Raw genomic sequence first — 19148 nt, forward strand, 5'->3', positions numbered from 1 at the left:
AAATTTTATTTTAATTTTCTAAAACGGCCAAGCCAAAACCGGCTTTTCCAAATTCGTTTCCATTATAGAGCAAATATACTTGATTATCGACTTTAAAAAAATGCGGATAACACATCATGTCGGAATCCCAATCGTTTTCGCTTAAATTGATGCCTAATTTTTGATCATCGCGCGTCCAATTGGTCAAGTCATTCGAATACGCGTAACCCAATCGGTAGCCTTTATTTTTGTCGGTTCTGAAACCTGAAGCATGGCGGTAACAGAAAACCATGTGGTATAAACCGTTGTGAAAAATCACGCTTGGTAAAGCCTGACATTCTTCACTGTTGATTTTATCTGTAATAATTTTTCTGCCTTCTTTTTGCCAAGTGATGCCATCGTTTGAAGTGGCGTGTGCAATTTTATAAACTCGGTCAGGCGCTTGATTTTCTACAAAAGCCGTCCATTGTGTTCCGTAGATGTACCACATGTGGAAGGTGTTTTCAAAAACCGCTACGAAAGCATCGCATACTAAAAATGGTTCGTGTAAAGTGGCTGTTAATATTGGCCCGTTGCCTACTTTTTCAAACGTATTTCCATTGTCATTACTAATCGCCAAACCAACGGAAGCATCGGCAGAAACAGATACTTTTCTGTTCCAACCCGTGGTGTAAGCTAGGATTTTATCATTGTGTTTTAAAACATTGATTGGGAAAATTCCATGCTCATCAAAACAACCAAGTTGCCCAAGTGGAATTACGGTGTCTGTCGAAATATTTAAAATATTTTGAAAGGTCTTATCGAAATCAACAAAAGCAACATGGCTTAAATACTTGCCGCTGCTGTCTTTTTCTCGTGTTGAAAAATAAATTCTAACATAATCATCAAACACAATCGTTTGAGGCGATTGCGCAAATTCAAAACAATTATTCGGCAATTGATGTTCGATAGGATTGAATATCTTTCCTAATTTTTTCCACTTCATATTATTCATCATAACTTTCTAATTCGGCCAATCCGAATCCAAAACGGCCTATTTCGTTGCCTTGGTGTAGCATATAGACTTTATTATTCAATTCGAAAACAAATGGATAACTCACCGATTCTGAATCCCAACCACTTTCGGAAACTTGCATTCCTGCTTTTTCATCTTCTCGTGTCCAATGCATTAAATCTGTTGAAGAAGCGTAACCGATTTTATAACCTCTATTGGCTTCTCTAAAATTTAAATTATGGCGGTATGAAAAGAACATATGGTATTTGTCTTTGTAATGAAAAACATCAGCACTAGCTTGACATTCATCGTCTTCGAGTACGTTTTCAATTAAATCTTTGCCCTGCTTATTCCAGTTGATACCATCAGTTGAAGTCGCCATTCTGATTTTATAAACCGGTTGCGGTTGACCATTATTCGGAATCCATTCTCGTGTGGCGGAATACCATAAATACCAAGTATCGCCGAACTTTCTAATCTTTGGACTGCCCATCACAAAAGGTTCATCCGGTGTGTATGGAATTACCGGACCTTCACCCAATCTTTGAAAAGAATCGCCTTTGTCTTTACTTATTGCAACTCCAATCGCAGCGTTGAACGGAACGGATTCACAGCGTGTCCAGCCTGCGTAATAGGCTCGTATTTCATTATCGTTTTGTATGACAGAAACCGGATAAGTTCCAAATTCATCAAAAGTTCCCAAACCACCTAAAGGTAAAATCGGTGCTTCACAAATCGAAACTATATCGAATAAATTGTCTTTATTCAAATCGATGTAGCCCATTCTACTTACGTATTGTCCGTTTTCATCCGGAGCTGGTCGAGAAGAAAAAAATACGCGAACGGTCTTTTCAAAAATCACTATCGATGGTGCTTGGGCGTATTCATACATCCAGCTTTGTTCTCTATAATCGATGGGATTGAAAATTCTTCCCAGTTTTTTCCACTTAAACATGCATTTCTTTTTTACAGTTTGCAAAGGTTTCTTGCACCTGTTTTTAAACATCCATAATAATAATCATTGAAACCTGCTTGGTCCATCAAATCGAAAACCACTTGCATATTATATTCGATTCTGTGCAATGTAAATTCACCATCAAACGTTGCAAAAGCGGCTCTAGGATCATTGTCTCTCGGCATTCCCACAGAACCAGGATTGCAATAGACTTTATCACCAAATGTATGTAGCGATTGAAAATGGGTGTGTCCAGAAACAAAAATTTTTCCTTCAATTTTTGAAAAATATTCCGCGTTGGGTTCGACCAAGTATTCGTCAATCGGATCCGCCCAACCGCCGTGTACCATGTGAATTGAACCTACAAATCGTTGCACTTCAAACGTACGCAGCCAATCGATATTTTCCTGCGTAATTACTTTGCGTTGATACACCAAACAATCATTCACGCTTTTCGATCTTGGGCAAAAACCGCCACTCGCCATATACCAATCGTGGTTGCCCATGAGACATGGGATATTTCGTTTTCTGAGTTCATCGCAACATTCATTGACTTGCGAATAATAGCCTACGACATCACCGAGACAATAAATTTCTGTAACATTCATTGCGTCTAATTCAGCTAAAATGGTTTTTAGCGCTTCGTAGTTTCCGTGAATGTCGGATATGATTCCAATTTTATTCATAGATAATTTGGTCTTCGATGTATCGGATGGCTTTTCCTTTTTTGATTACCGGTTGTTCGATTGCTTTTCCTTCTAAGAAATAATCAACCGCCATTTGCGATTCGTTGTATCCGAATTTGGCTCTTATGGACGTTGATGAAGATATGCGTGGATTGATCTCAAGCAATTTCAAACCATCCTTGTCTTTTCTGAATTGAAAATTCGTCGGGCCTATCGGTTGGAATATTTGACACAATGCGTGCAATGCTTCTTCGATATTTTCTAATGCTACCACTTCCGCTTTTTCGGTAAAACCATCTTTTGACAATTTTCTTTTGAGCGTCATGTACGCATAAAACCCACCGTTTCCGTCACAAAATGCTGACGTTGTGTATTCTTCATCATCGGTTCCGACAATCGGTTGCACCATCAATTGTGAACCAATATACTGTTGATGTTTATCAAATTCTTCTTTTGAATTTACTTTTACAATGCCTTTGGAGCCATGACCAACACGAGGTTTCAAAAGCAATGGCAATCCGAATTGGGTTTGTAATGTATTGAAATCGGAATCTAAAGTCGTATCGATAGCAAAAGGCGAATTGGTGGCTTTCAACTTTTCATAAAAAACCCATTTATCATGACAAACCTCAATGAGTTCTTTTGTATTTAATAATACTTTGACACTGGTATTTTGAAGGGTTTCAACGTGTTCTGCCCAAGCATACATATCAGCTTCAATGCCCGGAATAATCAAATCGATTTGATGTTTTTCGATGGTTTTTAAAAGCCAATCGATATAATTTGGATCATTCGTTGGAATCGCTTGTTCGAAAATATCGCAAAAACCTTCAGCAGCAGAATCTGAATAAATCGTCGTGCCAATGAGTTTGTATTGATTTCCAGACAACCGCAACGAACGTAAAATGCCATAACCTATGATGCCACTCGCGCCTGAAACTAAAATGTTTTTCATAGGGAATGATTGCTATTATTGGCGAGTTTCTGAATGCCTTGTTCTAAATTTACCTGTGGAAAAAATCCGATTTTTTGATACAACGCATCGTCTTTATCATATTTAAAACTTGGAATATCAGGCTTGTCATTTAAGAAACTTACTTTGCCATTCGTGCCGTAAATTTTATAAGCAGCGGCGGCTATTTGAGTATACGTTACGTCATTCATTTGTGTGCATGAAAAACTTCCGGTCACTTTTTGCTGCATCACTTTGACAATAATGTCGGTTAAATCTTCTATGAATAAAAAGTTTCTGATGGGATCATTATTTCCATAAAGCGACAAGTCTTCGTTGTTTTTGGCTTTGTCTAAAATCGAATAGAAAAACGGTTGGTGCTTTCTAAATCCATCTTGCAAACCGTATAGATGTGATGGTTTTAAAATCGTCAACGGTAAATTATTTAAGGAACAATAATACGTTGCCAATTCTTCCGAATGTTTTTTTGAAATGGAGTAAACCGAATAGTTATTGTCATTCGGACTAGCATTTGAAAAAATACTTGAAATGTACATGAAATGTTTTACGCTTGCATTCACAGCGGCTTGACATAACTTCATTGTACCTAAAACATTGATATTTTCAGCTTCAATAATTTCTGCTGCAGTCTTTCCTCCGAAATGCGCAGCGGTGTGAATGACCACATCAACATCGTTTGGAAAAGTGATGTTTTCTATGGAATCGGATAACTGTAAAGTAATGTTGCAATTGGTTCTACCCGCCGTAATCACTTCACAGAATTCGGCAAGTTTGGGCTGCAAAGCCTGCGCAATTGAAGATGTTCCGCCAACGATTAGTACTTTCATTTATCCTTTAATTTCAGCTAAAATGCCACAACACAATTCGGGATATTGAATGCCGACTTCACAAAAAGCGTCGATGATTTTCTTATCAAAATTCAAAGAAATCATTTGTGATGTGGTGAGTGGTTTCAAATAAATGCCTTCCATCATCGCTACCGAATAACCAGCGGCATTGACATCATCAGTCAGCGATTGCACGGTATAGTAGCGTTGGTGTCCTAAAATATGATCATTTTCGGACAACTCTTGCATGTCTTTGAGCAAACCAGCCGCGTGACCTAATCTTCTATTTAGAACTTCAGCATTCGGAACCGCGATAAACATGCGTCCGTTTGGTGCCAGAAATTGCTTGTAGTGTTTTAATATTTCCACCGGATTATCAACGTGTTCTAAGATAAAACCCATAACAATCAAATCGAATTTTTCGTTTGATTCAAATTTTTCAAAATAGGTTTCTACAATTTCTGCTTTACAATCAGGATACTTCGATTGGAAGTTTTTGATAATCGCATTTGAACCGTCAAGCACCACATGTTTTGAAAATTGCTTAGAAAAAATCGTGGTGGTATAGCCGTGTCCTAAGCCTAACTCCAATAAAGATTTACAGTTTTGGGTGTGTTTTAAAATTCTTTTCGGATACCAATTCAATAGAATTTCATTGTCGAAATCGTATTGGAGTTCACCTTCATAAGCCCTTACATGTTGGTCTAAAGCATTTTTCATAGTTTATTGAAAAGTAACATTGGAAAGTAATTCTTGAATTTTCTCTTTGGAATTAAACATCATGACGTCAATAACAGACAGCCAAGGTATGAAATCATTATCAAATTGTTGGTATTCGATAACGTTCGATTTTATGAAATGGAGTTGCAAATTATGGGCTTCAAAAGTTTCTTTAGAATAAAGTTCGACGCCACCAATCGCGTTGATATATTGCGTTGCTGAAAGATTTTTGGCAATAGCAATGACTTTGTCTTGGGCTTTTAAATTGTGATCAATACTGATTGTGGAAGAAACTACAATATTGGTTTTGATGTCTAAATAACCACAAATCACTTGGATAGAATGGTGTATGAAATCGAATAAGTTACCTTCATTCCGATTCAAAATCGATTCGACTAAAGGAAAAACTGTTTGAAACTGCGGTGCTTTTTGATACGATTCTTTAATTTTTGAAAGCAACTTCATTTTATCTTTCGAATAAGTTTCCGACAAATATCTTTGATCGACATTCAAAAAATCTGAATCTTTTTTTAAAGGAACCGACAGAAAAGCCGCTTCCCCATTGACTAAAATTCGATTTCTGTTAATCCAACCTTTTTTGGTGTATTCGATATTGTCATAAATCACGAACGTATCCACGGCATGAATCAGCTGAAAGTAGCCGATGTAAGGAAACCAATACGGTTGCATGATAGCCACTTTCATTATAAAGCGTCATTTAATATAGTGACGATTAGTTTGGTTTCATCTGCGGTAAGTCCAGCATACAATGGCAAACACAACACTGAAGCTGCAATTTCTTCTGAAACCGGCATTGATTGCGTTGAAGCAAATGGAACTGTATTTAACGACGGATAAAAATAACGTCTTGGGAAAATCTGTGCTTTATTTAATACTGATTCTGCTTTTAATAAATCCGCTTCAGATTTGAAAATAATGGGGTAATAACTGTAATTCCATTGGGCATTTTCACGAATCGTAAAAGTTCTCACTTTCGAAAAATCGATATTGTTATTATAGAAATCTACGATGGTTTTGCGTTGCTCCAAAATTTGATTCATGTATGGTAAAACGGCCAAACCCATGGCGGCTTGCAATTCTGACATTTTCGCGTTAATTCCAACTCCTGAAAAATCATGTGGCCCATTATGACCGAAATTATGGCTGTAAAACAAGGATTCATACAAAGCTTTGTCGGAGAAAAATAGCGCGCCACCTTCGCCCGTATGAAACAATTTCGTCGCATGAAAACTGCAAGTGCTTACATCACCAAAATTGAAAATCGATTCGTTTTTATAAGTGACTCCAAAACAATGTGCGGCATCGTAAATCACTTTCAAATTGTGCTTATGGGCAATGGCTTGAATCGCTTCAACATCGCAAGGATTTCCGAAAACATGCGTGACTAAAATCGCTTTGGTTTTATTGGTAATCGCTGCTTCAATTTTGGTTTCATCAATCGTTAAATAATCGGGATGAATGTCTACAAAAACCGGCTTGCAGTTTTCCCATAAAATGGCTGAAGTTGTGGCAATGTATGAAAAAGGCGTCGTAATAATTTCGCCCATTCCGCCCAATACTTTCAATGCAACTTGCAAAGGCAAAGTGCCGTTGGTAGTCAGAATTATTTGGTTGGCATTCAAATACGAAAGCAATTTCGCTTCGAGTTCGAGCACCAACGGGCCGCGATTGGTAATCCAATGTTGATCCCATGACGATTTTAAAATCGCCTGATATTCTGATTGATTCGGTAAAAAAGCTTGGGTTACTTTTATCATTTTATTTTCTGGGGATTGCAAAACAGATGGTTTCTTCTGCATGAATCGTGAAGTGATCTATGTAAATTTCGTAATCTAAATTCAAATCTAAAATCCAAGCCGGAATCGATACGAAATCTTCCATACTGTGATAGATGGCGATAGCGAGTTTAGGTCTGAATTTTTTGATGGTTTCAACGGCACCACGTAATGCGGCACTTTCTACGCCTTCGATGTCCATTTTTATAAAATCGACCTTGGTGATGCTGTTTCTGCTCACAAAATCATCAATGGTTAATGTCGTGGTCGAACCTGTGTGACCGTCGAACGCGAAAGTTTCAATTTTACTGCCCGGACCGTTGTCTTTATAGTATATTGTATCATCGGAATGATCTGAGATTGGATGAGGCACCAATTCGATTTGGTTCTCTAAATTTGGATTTAAAGAACGGTTGTGATGAAACAATTTGATGTTATCGGGTATGAATTCGAAAGAATACACTTTGCCTGAACTTCCGGCTTTGTGTGCGAAATATAGTGCTGTGTCGCCCCAACAAGCACCGGCATCAATCACTACATCGCCTGATTCAACTTGAACTACTGGTTTGTTGTTTAATTTATAAGCATATTGCTCGATGATAAAATCGATCGTAACACCTAATGAACCGAAATAAAGTTGCACATCATATCCTATCGGTTTGAGGTTGAATTTCTGCAATATGAAATGCATGAAATGCGGATCGTAAGTGTCGTTTTCATCCGCTAACGATTGCCCCAATTTGACAGCGTCTTGATACGCTTTATTGTTTCTCGCGAGCTTGACTTTTTTGTATCCTAAGATTTTGAAAGCCATGATTTCAACAATGAGGCTTTTCCCTTGTGGATTCAATTCTTCATACAATCTTTCTAATCCGACGAAATAATCTTTGAGCCACGAAATATTATCTAGATCTATTTTGTTTTCATAGCCAACAATTTTTTTTGCATTCAATTTCGCGTTATAGACCAGCTTCTTTGGTAAAGAAACTGCTTCGTTTTTATAACTTCCATAACGGTATTCATCAAAATTTTGAAGGCCGTAGTTATTATGCTGCGATTGTTTTATTTTGGCTTTTAAAGCTATTTTGAAATTATCCATTGGTATCAATTTTTTTCCATTCGAATGTTTGTGGTCTGATTAATCCCGGGAATTTTTCCAACCAAGAACCATCTCTTTTGACCTCAACGCCTTCAACGGAAATCACTTCTTTTATGTTATGTAGAATTTTCGCTCCGTGTTTGACTACCATCAAATCGATGCTGTAAATATTATCATTTAAGGTGTAACCAGGAATCGTACATTGGTAAGTAGCAAAACCTTTCTTGAAATAAATCGAGTCAGAACAAGTCGCAAAGATTAATGTGCCTTCAATCGTATTGAAAAACAAATTGATATTGATGCCTTCAAAATCTTTCTCGCTTGAAACGGCAACGTCGATAATCAAATCATTTTCTATATTAAAACTGCCTTCGATGCCATTGTTGGAAACGTTTATCGAATGCAACGTAAAGCCTTCCACTTCTCTTTCGATGCTGACGAATGATTGGGCAATAATGGAAGCGTTCGATAAATAAGAATCAATCACACTTTCGATGCTGCCTGTTTTTTGTATGTAGCCGTTTTTCAAAGCAATGCCGGTGTTGCACAAAGATTTCACCGCGAGCATATTGTGACTCACAAACAAAACCGTTCTGCCTTCACCTTTGCTGATGTCACCCATTTTACCTAAGCATTTCTTTTGAAATTCAGCATCACCCACCGCCAAAACTTCATCAACGATTAAGATTTCACTTTCTAAATGAGCAGCAACGGCAAACGCTAGACGCACATACATTCCGCTACTGTAGCGTTTTACAGGTGTATCAACATATCGTTCGACACCTGAAAAATCAATAATTTCATCAAGCTTTCTGGTGATTTCATTTTTGCGCATTCCCAAAATGGCGCCATTGAGGTAGATGTTTTCGCGTCCTGATAATTCGGGATGAAAACCTGTACCTACTTCAAGCAAACTCGCGATTCTGCCTTTCACTTTTATTTCACCTGTAGTTGGACTCGTAACCCGCGACAACAATTTGAGTAAAGTACTTTTGCCTGCGCCGTTTTTTCCGATGATTCCGACAGCATCGCCTTGATTAATATCGATATTAATATCTTTTAAAGACCAAACTATATCGCTACCGCCTTTGGTGCTTCTATCGTTGGTTTCTCCGATTTTTAGAAACGGATCTTCTTTACCACGCACTTTCGTAATCCAAAAACGTTCTAAATCACGTGAGATTGTTCCCGTTCCTATTTGCCCAATTTGATAAGCTTTGGATAAGTTTTCAACTTTTATAACTACGTCTGACATTATATGGTATCTACGAAATTTTTCTCTGTTTTATTGAAAATGATGATTCCAAGAAACAGCACGATTAAAGTTACAATTACGGAATAGCTGATGCTCCAAACGGTGAATTCACCTTTGCCTAAAAAAGCGTAACGAAAAGCTTCAATAATTCCGGTCATGGGATTGAGTTCGATGATGGCTTTGTATTTTGCAGGAGCAGCACTTAGTGGATAAATTACCGTCGTACCATACATCAAAAGTTGCACACCGAAAGTAACCAAAAAGCTTAAATCTCTGTATTTGGTGGTCATCGCAGTGATGATTAAGCCTAAGCCTAAACCCAATAACGCCATTAAAACTACAAGTAATGGAAAGAACAAAATCGCATAAGTCACATGGAAATTGGCGCCTTGCATTGCGAAATAAACCATCATGGTGACGAGTAAAAGCAATTGCACTACAAAACGAACCAGATTGCTGACGACAATACTCAAAGGCATAATTAATCTTGGGAAATATACTTTACCGAAAATCGCGGCATTATCTCTAAAAACGGTGCTGGTTTTGGAAAGGCAATCGGAGAAATAATTCCACGCGGTGATTCCTGACAAATAGAACAATTGCTGCGGCAAACCATCGGTGCTGATTCTGGCAAGATTTCCAAAAACAAACGTAAACACTATAGTTGTAAAAAGCGGTTGGATAAAAAACCAAAGCGGGCCCAAAACGGTTTGTTTGTAAAAGCTAATGAAATCACGCTTTACAAACAAAAATAAAAGGTCACGATAGTTCCATAAATCCTTAAACTTGACGTCGAAAAGTGAAGTATGACCTTTAATTATTAGATTCCAATCTTCTGATTGAATTTTTCCGTTCATGTTTTTATTTTATTACTTCTTGGTAAACAAAGCGCGCAAATATACTAATTTAACGTTTCGATTTTTACTGTTTTTGAGGTTTGTTTCAATATTAAATCGGCATTGGAAATGGAAGAAACAAAAACAAATTTATGTACATTCGTAACCTGAAAAAAACCGTTGTACATGTTCCATTTTATTAAGAAAAAAGTGTTGTTGAAAGATTTGATTCCGTCGAATCATGTCGATATTCACAGTCATTTATTACCCGGAATTGATGATGGCGCTTCGACTATTGAAGACACTTTAATGCTGACACAAGCGCTTCAGGAATTTGGTTTTGAGCAATGTGTGACTACGCCGCATATCATGACCAACGTTTGGGACAATACCAAAGGCATTATTGAAACTACCTTCCAATCGACCATTGATGTTTTAAAATCGCAACGGAAACTGTCGCTTCGATATGGTGCGGAATATATGATTGATCCTTATTTTACTAAACTTTTTCAAAGTGAACCTTTAATCACATTAAAAGAAAATTATGTTTTAGTTGAAATCTCCTATCTCAATCCTCCGATTCAATTGTATAACATTCTTTTTGATTTGCAGGTTGCGGGTTACCGTCCTGTTTTAGCACATCCGGAGCGTTATCTTTATTACCATCACCATTTTCATGACTATGAAAAACTAAAAAATGCCGGTTGTTTGTTGCAGCTTAATTTGTTATCAACGGTCGGATATTATGGCGCTGCAGTTGCTAAAACCGCTGAGGCATTACTAAAAAAAGGAATGATTGATTTTGTTGGATCGGATGTGCATCATGCCAATCACATACAAGCATTTTCGAATAAGGTACTTCTTAAAGATGTTTCTCCTTTAAAAAAAGCTATAGAAAACAATCAGTTTTTTAGATGGTAATTACTTCTTAAACCAATTCAAGTACCAAGGCTTTTTATCTTCTTCTTGAATGTAACTATATCCGTAACCGTAGCCATAACCGTAGCCATAAGTTTTTCTCCATTTGGTGTCATTCAATAACACTGCCATGTTAGGCAACTTTTTGTCACGATAGATACTTTCAATAGTTTTGATGAGGCGTTTGTCTAAGAAATTGGCGCGAATGACATAAATAAAGATATCGGCGTTTTTAGCTACCAATAAAGTATCCGTAACCAAATTCACTGGAGCTGTATCAACAATAATATAGTCGTATTCTTTTTTGACTTGTTCAAACATTTCATCAATTCTGTTGTTCATCAATAAATCTACAGGATTTGGAGGAACAATTCCAGAAGGCAGTACATAGAAGTTTTCGAAATCATCTAATTTGACGATATAATCATGAATGTCTTCATTGTTTTTAGACAGATAATTGGTCAATCCTTTTGAAGGCAGTTTCACATATCGGTCGATTTTTGGGTTTCTGATATCCAATCCGATGAGCAATACCTTTTTACCGGAAAGCGCAATGGTGCTCGCTAAATTGATGGCGACAAACGTTTTTCCTTCTTTGGGTATGGTCGATGTAATGAAAATCGTTTTGGATTTATTGTCGGGAATCTTGTCGAACATAAATTCCATATTGGTTCTGATAATCCTTATGGCTTCTGCAGAACTCGATTTGCTGTTGGTGTTGATAATTTCATCTTGGCTTTCCGATTTAGGAATATCGCCTAAGAATGGTGCCGAGATTTTACCATCAATATCTTGTCTGTTATTGATTTTGTTATCAAATAAATTCTTGATATAAATGATAGAAAACGGTATCAATATTCCTAAAGCAAATGCCATGAAAAAGATGATATTTCGCTTAGGAGAAACTGGCGCTGATGAAGAATATGCAGCATCGACTAACTTAGAAATCGGAGCTGTAACCGCTAACGAAATGGCTGTTTCTTCTCTTTTTTGCAATAAGTATAAATAGAGTGATTCTTTAATTTTTTGCTGACGGTCTAATACGCGGCTTTCCAGTTCTTGGGTTGGAATTTCGGAAATCTTGCCTTTAATTAAGCTATTTTGTTTTTCTTTAATCGATTTATTAATGTTGAGCGCCGTTTTGGTTCGTTCTAAATTGGCGATAATATTATTGCTGATATCTTCAATTCTTTGCTCTAAATTGATTAAGAACGAGTTTTTAGGCGTTCCTTCTTTATAGATTCTGTTTCTTTGAATAATCATTTCGTTATACTGTGAAATGAAATCTGTAGTAATTTTAGAATCGGCTGTCTGAAGAATATTGTTCGGAACCAAATCCCATTTTCCTTTTGTTTTGATGTAATCAATCATCACATCAACGACCTTGATTTGCGTTTCTGTATCGATTAATTCTTTTTCAAAATTAACGGAACTGCTTAAATACAAATTGGCTTGAGAAGCAATATCTGTAATTTTATTTGTTTTCTTAAACCCTTCTACGTCTTTTTCTACATCGCCAAGTTCGGTAGAAATAATTTTCAATCGGTTTTGAATAAAGCTTAAAGTGCTTTCTGAAATGAATTTTTTATCCGCAATAGCATCTTCATTGTATACCTCAATCAGCATGTTCAAAAAATCGACGGCTTTATCTTTGAGCGGATCATTAATCGTAAGCGCAACAACACTTGAATTTTTGTTTAAAGCGGACACATCGAGTCTTCCTCGATAATTTTCCGTAACATTTTCGACGTTGTTTACATTCACATTAATCGAAAAATCATCGGAATTTTTGACCCCATTGACCGTTTTGTTGACCACTAATTTGGCATCATTCAAATCTATAATACTACCATAGGAATATTTCCCCATACTGCTTTGATTGCCTGAAAGCAATTCAAAGTGATTTTTATCGATTGAATTGATTGTAAACCCTCTTGATGTAGTGTAAAATTTCTCCGAAGTATCATAAAAGGTAAACTCTATAGGCTTGTCGTTGTATTGTTCGAAAGCTTTGACTCTTCCTTCGGTAATGTAAGTCACATTGAAGTTTAATTTCTGAATGACTTTTTTAATAATTCTGCGCGACTTGATGACTTCAATTTCATTGTCGACATTATTTTTGACACCTGTAGAAATTCCCAAATCTGAAAAAGCAGCCAATTCCGATTGCAATCCTCCTTTTTTCTCATCTTTTACTAAAATGGTTGCTGTAGCACTATAGATTGGGATGACATACCTTAAGTATAATGTTGCAAAAACCAAACACACAAATACTCCGAAAACAAACCATTTCCATTGTACTACATACGATTCGACCATATCACGGAAATCGAATGAATCTTCCTGATTGGAGTTTAAAAATGAATTGTTTTCTTGCATTGCTAATGTATTCTTTTTAGTAACTTTTTAAAAATAACAGTATTGTAATCAACACCGAAACACTGGTCAACCATAAGCTGATGTTAGGCCCAACAATAGAACCATTGAGTTTTGGTTTGTTTGGTTCAACAATAATGATATCATTTTGTGCCAAATAATAGTTGGGTGAATTTAATAGTTTGGCATCTGTAAGATCGATGCGCGTATAAGTCTTTTTGCCTTCATCATCACGTATGAGCAGAATATTTTTTCTTTTTCCATAAATACTCAAATCTCCGGCTAAACTCAACGCTTCTAATATGCTTACTCTTTCACCATTGATCGTGAAACTACCTGGTTTTGTAACTTCACCCAATACTGAAATCTTATAGTTTAAAATCCTCACAGTTATTGAAGGATTTGTGATATAGTTCGACACCAATGTTGTCAATTTCGTAGTAGCCTCAGTTCTTGTCAAACCACCTAATTTTAGTTTCCCTAAAACCGGATAATCAATAAATCCATCATTATCAATCAAGAAAGTTCTGCCGGTTAGAGTCGTTGTGGTAACATTTCCTTGCACTACAGGCAAGTTAAATGGAATTGTCACTTCCGAGTTTTCAGCAGAAACAACTATACTCAACAAATCATCAGATTGTAATTTAAGTTCATATCGAAGGGAAGCTTCATAACTTTTTTGATCTTCAATGCCTTGCAAGTAGACTAACTTCTTTTTATCGGCACAGGAAGGTAAGAATAAACATATTAATACAATAAAAATAAAGCTATTTTTAAAAGAAATTTTCATAATTGTCAGTTAGGTTTTGCAAATATAGTATTTAACGTTTAAAATGCTAATCAAAATAAGCTTGAGCCTACTTTGAATACAAAATTAAACATCTAATGTTTGAAAAACGGAGTTCATACTTTTAAATTCCGGAACGATTTTTTTCATCGAAGCGACGATTTCTTCATTTGAAATCTGTTCAATGTTTTTCAACAAATCTAGAGTGTCACTGTGTATTTTTTTGTAATTGTCTTGTAATTCCTGCGCAATGAGAATTTTTTCATTGTGTGTTGCTAATGTTTTTGAAGTGTCATTAAGCAATTCTTCGTATAATTTCTCACCAGGTCGCAGTCCGATGATTTTAATATCAATGTCTTTGTATGGTAAGAATCCAGCCAATCGAATCATCTTTTTAGCTAAATCGATAATCTTCACAGGTTGTCCCATATCGAAGATGAATATTTCACCGCCTTTCCCCATCGCACCAGCTTCAAGAACCAACTGACACGCTTCCGGAATGGTCATGAAATAGCGAATGATTTCGGGATGTGTAATCGTCAATGGGCCACCTTCGAGAATTTGTTTTGAAAACAAAGGAACTATCGAACCATTCGAGCCTAATACATTTCCAAATCGAGTGGTAATAAATTTGGTATTGATTTGATTATTATCATCGCGATGCTTTTCATGAAGTGTTTGCACATATTTTTCGGCAATTCGCTTGCTGGCACCCATGACACTACTTGGGTTTACCGCTTTATCGGTAGATACCATTACAAAACGTTCCACTTCATATTGAATCGATAAATCCGCTAAGTTTTTCGTACCTAAAACATTCGTGTAAATAGCTTGCGATGGATTTTCTTCCATCAAAGGCACATGCTTGTAAGCTGCAGCATGATAAACAACACTCGGTTTATATTTTTGAAAGACTTGCTCTAAATCAGCTCTATTTCGAACATCAGCCAATACCGAACGAATAATCACATTTTCATTGATACCATTGATTGACAATCGCAAATTATGCAATGGCGTTTCCGCTTGATCGAGAATAATGATTTTTCTGGGATTGAAAGAAAGCACTTGTCGTGTAATCTCACTACCAATCGATCCGGCGGCACCCGTAATCAAAATGGTTTTCCCATCGAGCTTATTGGAAATCGATCGAGTATCTAAAACGATTGGCTTTCTGTCGAGTAAATCTTCAATTTCAAAACTCTTTACTTTATTTGAAATTTGCTTCTCATCTTCCCAGTCCGTAATGAGTGGAACGGTAAAAACCTTAAAATTAAATTCGAGACATTCTTCAACCAAAGCAATGGTTTCTTCTTTGCTCAAACTTTTTTCGGCGATGATAAGCGCATCGGCTTTCAACGATCGCAGAATCACATGAATCTTTTTGTTTTGATTGATAATCGGCAGATTTAAGATGCTTTTGGATGTTTTATTTTGATTGAATTTATCGATAAAACCGCGCAACTTAAATCTACTTGGTGTTTCCGTTTTCAAAGCATTCGCCACCGAAATAGCATTCGCATCTGAACCATAAATCACCGCATTAATGAGCTTCTTTTTGTCTTCGATATTCATATACTTTTCAAAAATATATTTGATCAGAATTCGAAATAAAAACAGCAACAAAAACGAAATGACATAACTGATAAACAATCCTGTGGTTACAAAAATCATTTTATCAAATAAGATATGACAAGCGAAATTGATGATCAGTAAAGAAACATAAGAAGTAGTTGTAGATGTCAAGAGTTTAACGCCATCAATAAAAGTAGAATGCCTGATGATTCCCGAATACGTTCTATAAATAAGAAAGAAGATGGAATTGATCAATATAATCAATCCGTATCGGGTTGCCATTCCAAAATAATTATAGTGTATCCGAGTTAACGTGTATATAATTAAATAGGTAATAATGCTCGCAACAAAAACGATAAATACATCTATAGCAAAAATAATCCACCTTGGCAGATAGCCAATGTTGCGGAATCTTTTCCCTAATACGCTATTTTTCAATAAACTAAAAATAGAATCAGTCATTTATCGCTATAAATTTTAAGATAAAAATAACATTTTAAAACAAAGTAGGTTGCTTTTTGGTGCTAATTATTTAAAGAAAACATCAAATTCTTTTTCAATTCTCTTTCTATCAGCATCATTCAAATTCGAACCTGACGGCAAGCAAAGTCCATTGTCGAATAATTGCTCAGAAACTTTTTTGCCATAATAAGGGCTTTTTTCAAATATCGGCTGCAGGTGCATTGGCTTCCATAACGGACGGCATTCTATATTTTTGAGCTCTAAAGCCAATCTTAAATCTTCTCGGGTTTTTCCATTCGTTTTCGTAGGATCAATCACAATCGCGGTCAACCAGTGGTTTGAAAAGAAGTCAGTATTGGGTTCTGTAAAAACCGTAATGCCATCTATTGTGGCAAAGTAATCTACATAAAAATCATGCATCTTCCGACGTAACGCAATATGTGCATCGAGTACTTCCATTTGCCCTCGCCCGATTCCGGCGCAGATATTACTCAATCTGTAGTTGTAGCCAATTTCAGAATGCTGATAATGTGGTGCTTGATCTCGAGACTGTGTTGCGAAGAAAATGGCTTTTTCTTTCAATGCTTTTGAAGGTGCCACCAACGCGCCTCCACCGGAAGTCGTAATGATTTTATTGCCGTTGAATGACAACACGCCCAAATCTCCGAATGTACCGCATTTCTGACCTTTATACTTACTTCCTAATGCCTCAGCGCTGTCTTCCAAAATTGGAATTTGGTATTTTGCTGCTACCGTTTGAATGGCTTCCACTTGAAAAGGCATTCCGTATAAATGCACGCCGATAATGGCTTTGGGTTTCTTTCCTTTGGCAATGCGATCTTGAATGGCTTCTTCTAATGCAATTGGGCACATATTCCAAGTATCGATTTCGCTATCGATAAAAACCGGAATAGCTCCTAAATAGAGTATTGGATTGGCTGAAGCGGAAAACGTAAAACTCTGACAAATCACTTCGTCGCCTGCTTTTACATTCAATAAAACCAAACCTAAATGAATCGCCGCAGTTCCTGAACTTAAAGCCGCAACCTGCGATTGGTTTCCAATATAAGTTTCCAAATCGTTTTCGAAACCTGTTACATTCGGGCCTAATGGCGCTACCCAATTGGTATCGAATGCTTCTTTAATGTAGTCTTGTTCGGTTCCTCCCATATGTGGCGAAGAAAGCCAAATTTTTGATTCAATCATTTTTTTTTGATTATCGGATGACAAAGATAAGATAACTGATTATAGTATCTGTGTCAAAATTTTAGTGGTTTTTTATAAAATTGTCTTCCAAATTATTTTTAAATCGACGCTAAAACTGCGGTGGTAATAGTATTCCAAATTCATTTTTACTTTATCTGGGAAAATGACGGAATCGTTATACAAAATCGGGTCTTGTTGCTGCTCTAAAATCGCGTCTTCATTATAATATTTCAATGATGCTTCACTGGTAATACCCGGTTTCAATTCGAGTATTTTGCGATCTTCTCCAATCAATCGATCATAATAACCCGGCACATCAGGTCTTGGTCCTACGATAGACATATCGCCAATAAACACATTGTAAAATTGAGGAAATTCATCGAGCTTATACTTCCGAAAATACTTTCCAAAAAAAGTAATTTGTTCCGTTTTCGGATGTATGGTTTTGAGCTTGTAAATCGTAAACAATCGACCGAATTGTCCAATTCTTTTTTGCTTGAAAATGCCGTTGGATTGCGTTTCGAAACTGGCGATAATAAAACACAATATGATAATCCAACCCACTAAAATTAGTGCTGCGATGGAAAAAAGTAAATCGAAAATGCGTTTTAGATTCATACTGCTTTTGAGTTTTTAAAAACTCTTTTTGAGCAACTCCGCTTCTTTCATCAAAATCGGAAGCGAATCCACATCGCGTAGGAAAATCAAATCTTTTTCGAATTCATACATTTTATAATTTCTGTCGAATGTCGCATCGTCATTTAAAAGCCGAACCGTATCCGATGCGAAATTAGCGCCACCGGCAGCAAAACATTGCGTAAACGCTACATGTCTCACGTTGATTTCAGTAATATATGGTTTCCCGTTTTCGTCTTCTTTAAAATCTACCGTGAAAAAGCCATGTTGTGCCGCGCCGGTGTATTGAAACAGAAAGTCCATGGCTCGCTTGGCTTCGGCAACCAAATCCGGTTCGTTGAGCAATCTTCCAAAAGACGTATTGCCCGTAATGCCCGATGGTGCTACTTTCGCCATGATATAATTGACTCTTTCAGCGCATGCCGTTCTCAACAGTTTGCCGTTATGGTATAACATTTTACAAGCTAAATTTCGACCCGGTAAAAACTTACTTGCGATAAATTGCTGCACATTCGGGTTGATTTGAATCCAGTTTTTCAAAGAATCTTCATCCTCTACTTTCAATGAACCTAAACCACTCGTTCCGCTGGTGCTTCTGACCCAGAAATTACCTTTCAATACTTCGAAAACTTCTTTTAGATTTTGAGTATCTCTCGAAAAAGTAACCGATGGTGGCACGATATCCAAATCTTTTAAAATCTCAGTCATTTTTGATTTATCGACAAGCAAATCAGCCATGGAGAAATCTGGAATTAATGCCTTACAAGGCAAATCTTGCGTTTCCTTTCTTTTGCTCCATTCCATGACTTCTAATTCAGGAAGAATGATGGCGATGTCGATGTTGTTTTCTTTTAAAATCGATTGCATGACATTCCAATATTCGGGATGCGATGCCGGTGGAACAACATACGTTTTATTGAACAATTCGTTTTGATACAACCCAATCGCCAGCGGATTGATATCTGTTCCTATCAATTCGAATCGTTTGTAGAAAGAATATTTTTTTAATGCAATGGCAAAACTTCTTGGGGTTGGCCCGCCGACGCCTGTAATTAAAATTTTCATAAGTGT

18 protein-coding genes are annotated in these 19148 nt (G+C 36.7%); 1 reads left to right on the plus strand and 17 read right to left on the minus strand.

The annotated features are described in order from the left end of the window. Window positions 1–10 precede the first annotated feature (10 nt). From RMO03_RS01815 to RMO03_RS01865, 11 genes are read right to left on the minus strand one after another with little or no spacing between them, the layout of a single operon-like run. Window positions 11–964 (minus strand): hypothetical protein, encoded by a 954-nt coding sequence (locus RMO03_RS01815; RefSeq protein ID WP_309640369.1) that lies wholly within the window; start codon window positions 962–964, stop codon window positions 11–13. A 1-nt stretch (window position 965) separates the two neighbouring features. Continuing rightward, a complete protein-coding gene (locus RMO03_RS01820) occupies window positions 966–1928 on the minus strand; it encodes a hypothetical protein (RefSeq protein WP_309640370.1) in 963 nt (320 codons plus the stop codon). 11 nt (window positions 1929–1939) lie between these two features. Next, on the minus strand, window positions 1940–2614 hold the full coding sequence (locus RMO03_RS01825; RefSeq protein WP_309640371.1) for a metallophosphoesterase family protein: 675 nt from the start codon (window positions 2612–2614) through the stop codon (window positions 1940–1942). Then, entirely contained in the window at window positions 2607–3569 is a 963-nt protein-coding gene (locus tag RMO03_RS01830) for an ATP-grasp domain-containing protein (RefSeq protein WP_309640372.1), read from the minus strand. The genes RMO03_RS01825 and RMO03_RS01830 overlap by 8 nt, the downstream gene beginning before the upstream one ends. Next, entirely contained in the window at window positions 3566–4414 is an 849-nt protein-coding gene (locus RMO03_RS01835; protein WP_309640373.1) for an NAD(P)-dependent oxidoreductase, read from the minus strand. Before RMO03_RS01835 ends, RMO03_RS01830 begins: the two co-directional genes overlap by 4 nt. Continuing rightward, window positions 4415–5134, minus strand: a complete 720-nt coding sequence (locus tag RMO03_RS01840; RefSeq protein WP_309640374.1) for a class I SAM-dependent methyltransferase — start codon at window positions 5132–5134, stop codon at window positions 4415–4417. It lies immediately after the preceding gene. Window positions 5135–5137: 3 nt separating this feature from the next. Next, on the minus strand, window positions 5138–5839 hold the full coding sequence (locus RMO03_RS01845; protein WP_309640375.1) for a WbqC family protein: 702 nt from the start codon (window positions 5837–5839) through the stop codon (window positions 5138–5140). Then, window positions 5839–6912: a DegT/DnrJ/EryC1/StrS family aminotransferase gene (locus tag RMO03_RS01850; protein WP_309640376.1), complete on the minus strand. Its 1074-nt coding sequence runs from the start codon at window positions 6910–6912 to the stop codon at window positions 5839–5841. Before RMO03_RS01850 ends, RMO03_RS01845 begins: the two co-directional genes overlap by 1 nt. Window position 6913: 1 nt before the next feature. Next, window positions 6914–8029 (minus strand): FkbM family methyltransferase, encoded by a 1116-nt coding sequence (locus RMO03_RS01855; RefSeq protein WP_309640377.1) that lies wholly within the window; start codon window positions 8027–8029, stop codon window positions 6914–6916. Then, complete coding sequence (locus tag RMO03_RS01860; RefSeq protein ID WP_309640378.1) at window positions 8022–9284, minus strand: ABC transporter ATP-binding protein; 1263 nt, start codon at window positions 9282–9284, stop codon at window positions 8022–8024. The genes RMO03_RS01855 and RMO03_RS01860 overlap by 8 nt, the downstream gene beginning before the upstream one ends. Then, window positions 9284–10141, minus strand: coding sequence for an ABC transporter permease (locus RMO03_RS01865; RefSeq protein WP_309640379.1), 858 nt, complete (start codon window positions 10139–10141; stop codon window positions 9284–9286). The genes RMO03_RS01860 and RMO03_RS01865 overlap by 1 nt, the downstream gene beginning before the upstream one ends. A gap of 165 nt (window positions 10142–10306) precedes the next feature. On the opposite strand from RMO03_RS01865, the gene RMO03_RS01870 reads away from it, so the two are divergent. After that, a complete protein-coding gene (locus tag RMO03_RS01870) occupies window positions 10307–11041 on the plus strand; it encodes a CpsB/CapC family capsule biosynthesis tyrosine phosphatase (RefSeq protein ID WP_309640380.1) in 735 nt (244 codons plus the stop codon). Here the strand turns inward: RMO03_RS01870 and RMO03_RS01875 are convergent, their stop codons facing one another. The 6 genes from RMO03_RS01875 to RMO03_RS01900 all read right to left on the minus strand — a co-directional run bounded on the left by RMO03_RS01875 (window position 11042) and on the right by RMO03_RS01900 (window position 19142). Next, the gene (locus tag RMO03_RS01875; protein ID WP_309640381.1) at window positions 11042–13417 is read right to left on the minus strand and encodes a polysaccharide biosynthesis tyrosine autokinase; all 2376 of its coding nucleotides are present in this window, start codon (window positions 13415–13417) and stop codon (window positions 11042–11044) included. Window positions 13418–13433: 16 nt separating this feature from the next. Continuing rightward, on the minus strand, window positions 13434–14204 hold the full coding sequence (locus RMO03_RS01880) for a polysaccharide biosynthesis/export family protein (RefSeq protein ID WP_309640382.1): 771 nt from the start codon (window positions 14202–14204) through the stop codon (window positions 13434–13436). Window positions 14205–14288: 84 nt separating this feature from the next. After that, window positions 14289–16055 carry a nucleoside-diphosphate sugar epimerase/dehydratase gene (locus RMO03_RS01885; RefSeq protein WP_309640383.1) on the minus strand — a complete coding sequence of 589 codons (1767 nt, stop codon included), beginning with the start codon at window positions 16053–16055 and terminating at the stop codon, window positions 14289–14291. 246 nt (window positions 16056–16301) lie between these two features. Beyond that, window positions 16302–17441: a DegT/DnrJ/EryC1/StrS family aminotransferase gene (locus RMO03_RS01890; protein ID WP_309640384.1), complete on the minus strand. Its 1140-nt coding sequence runs from the start codon at window positions 17439–17441 to the stop codon at window positions 16302–16304. A gap of 72 nt (window positions 17442–17513) precedes the next feature. Then, window positions 17514–18059, minus strand: coding sequence for a sugar transferase (locus RMO03_RS01895; RefSeq protein WP_309640385.1), 546 nt, complete (start codon window positions 18057–18059; stop codon window positions 17514–17516). A 15-nt stretch (window positions 18060–18074) separates the two neighbouring features. Further along, the gene (locus RMO03_RS01900) at window positions 18075–19142 is read right to left on the minus strand and encodes an ATP-grasp domain-containing protein (RefSeq protein ID WP_309640386.1); all 1068 of its coding nucleotides are present in this window, start codon (window positions 19140–19142) and stop codon (window positions 18075–18077) included. Window positions 19143–19148 lie beyond the last annotated feature (6 nt).

It is taken from the genome of Flavobacterium sp. (genome assembly GCF_031411595.1).
Classification (GTDB): Bacteria; Bacteroidota; Bacteroidia; order Flavobacteriales; family Flavobacteriaceae; genus Flavobacterium.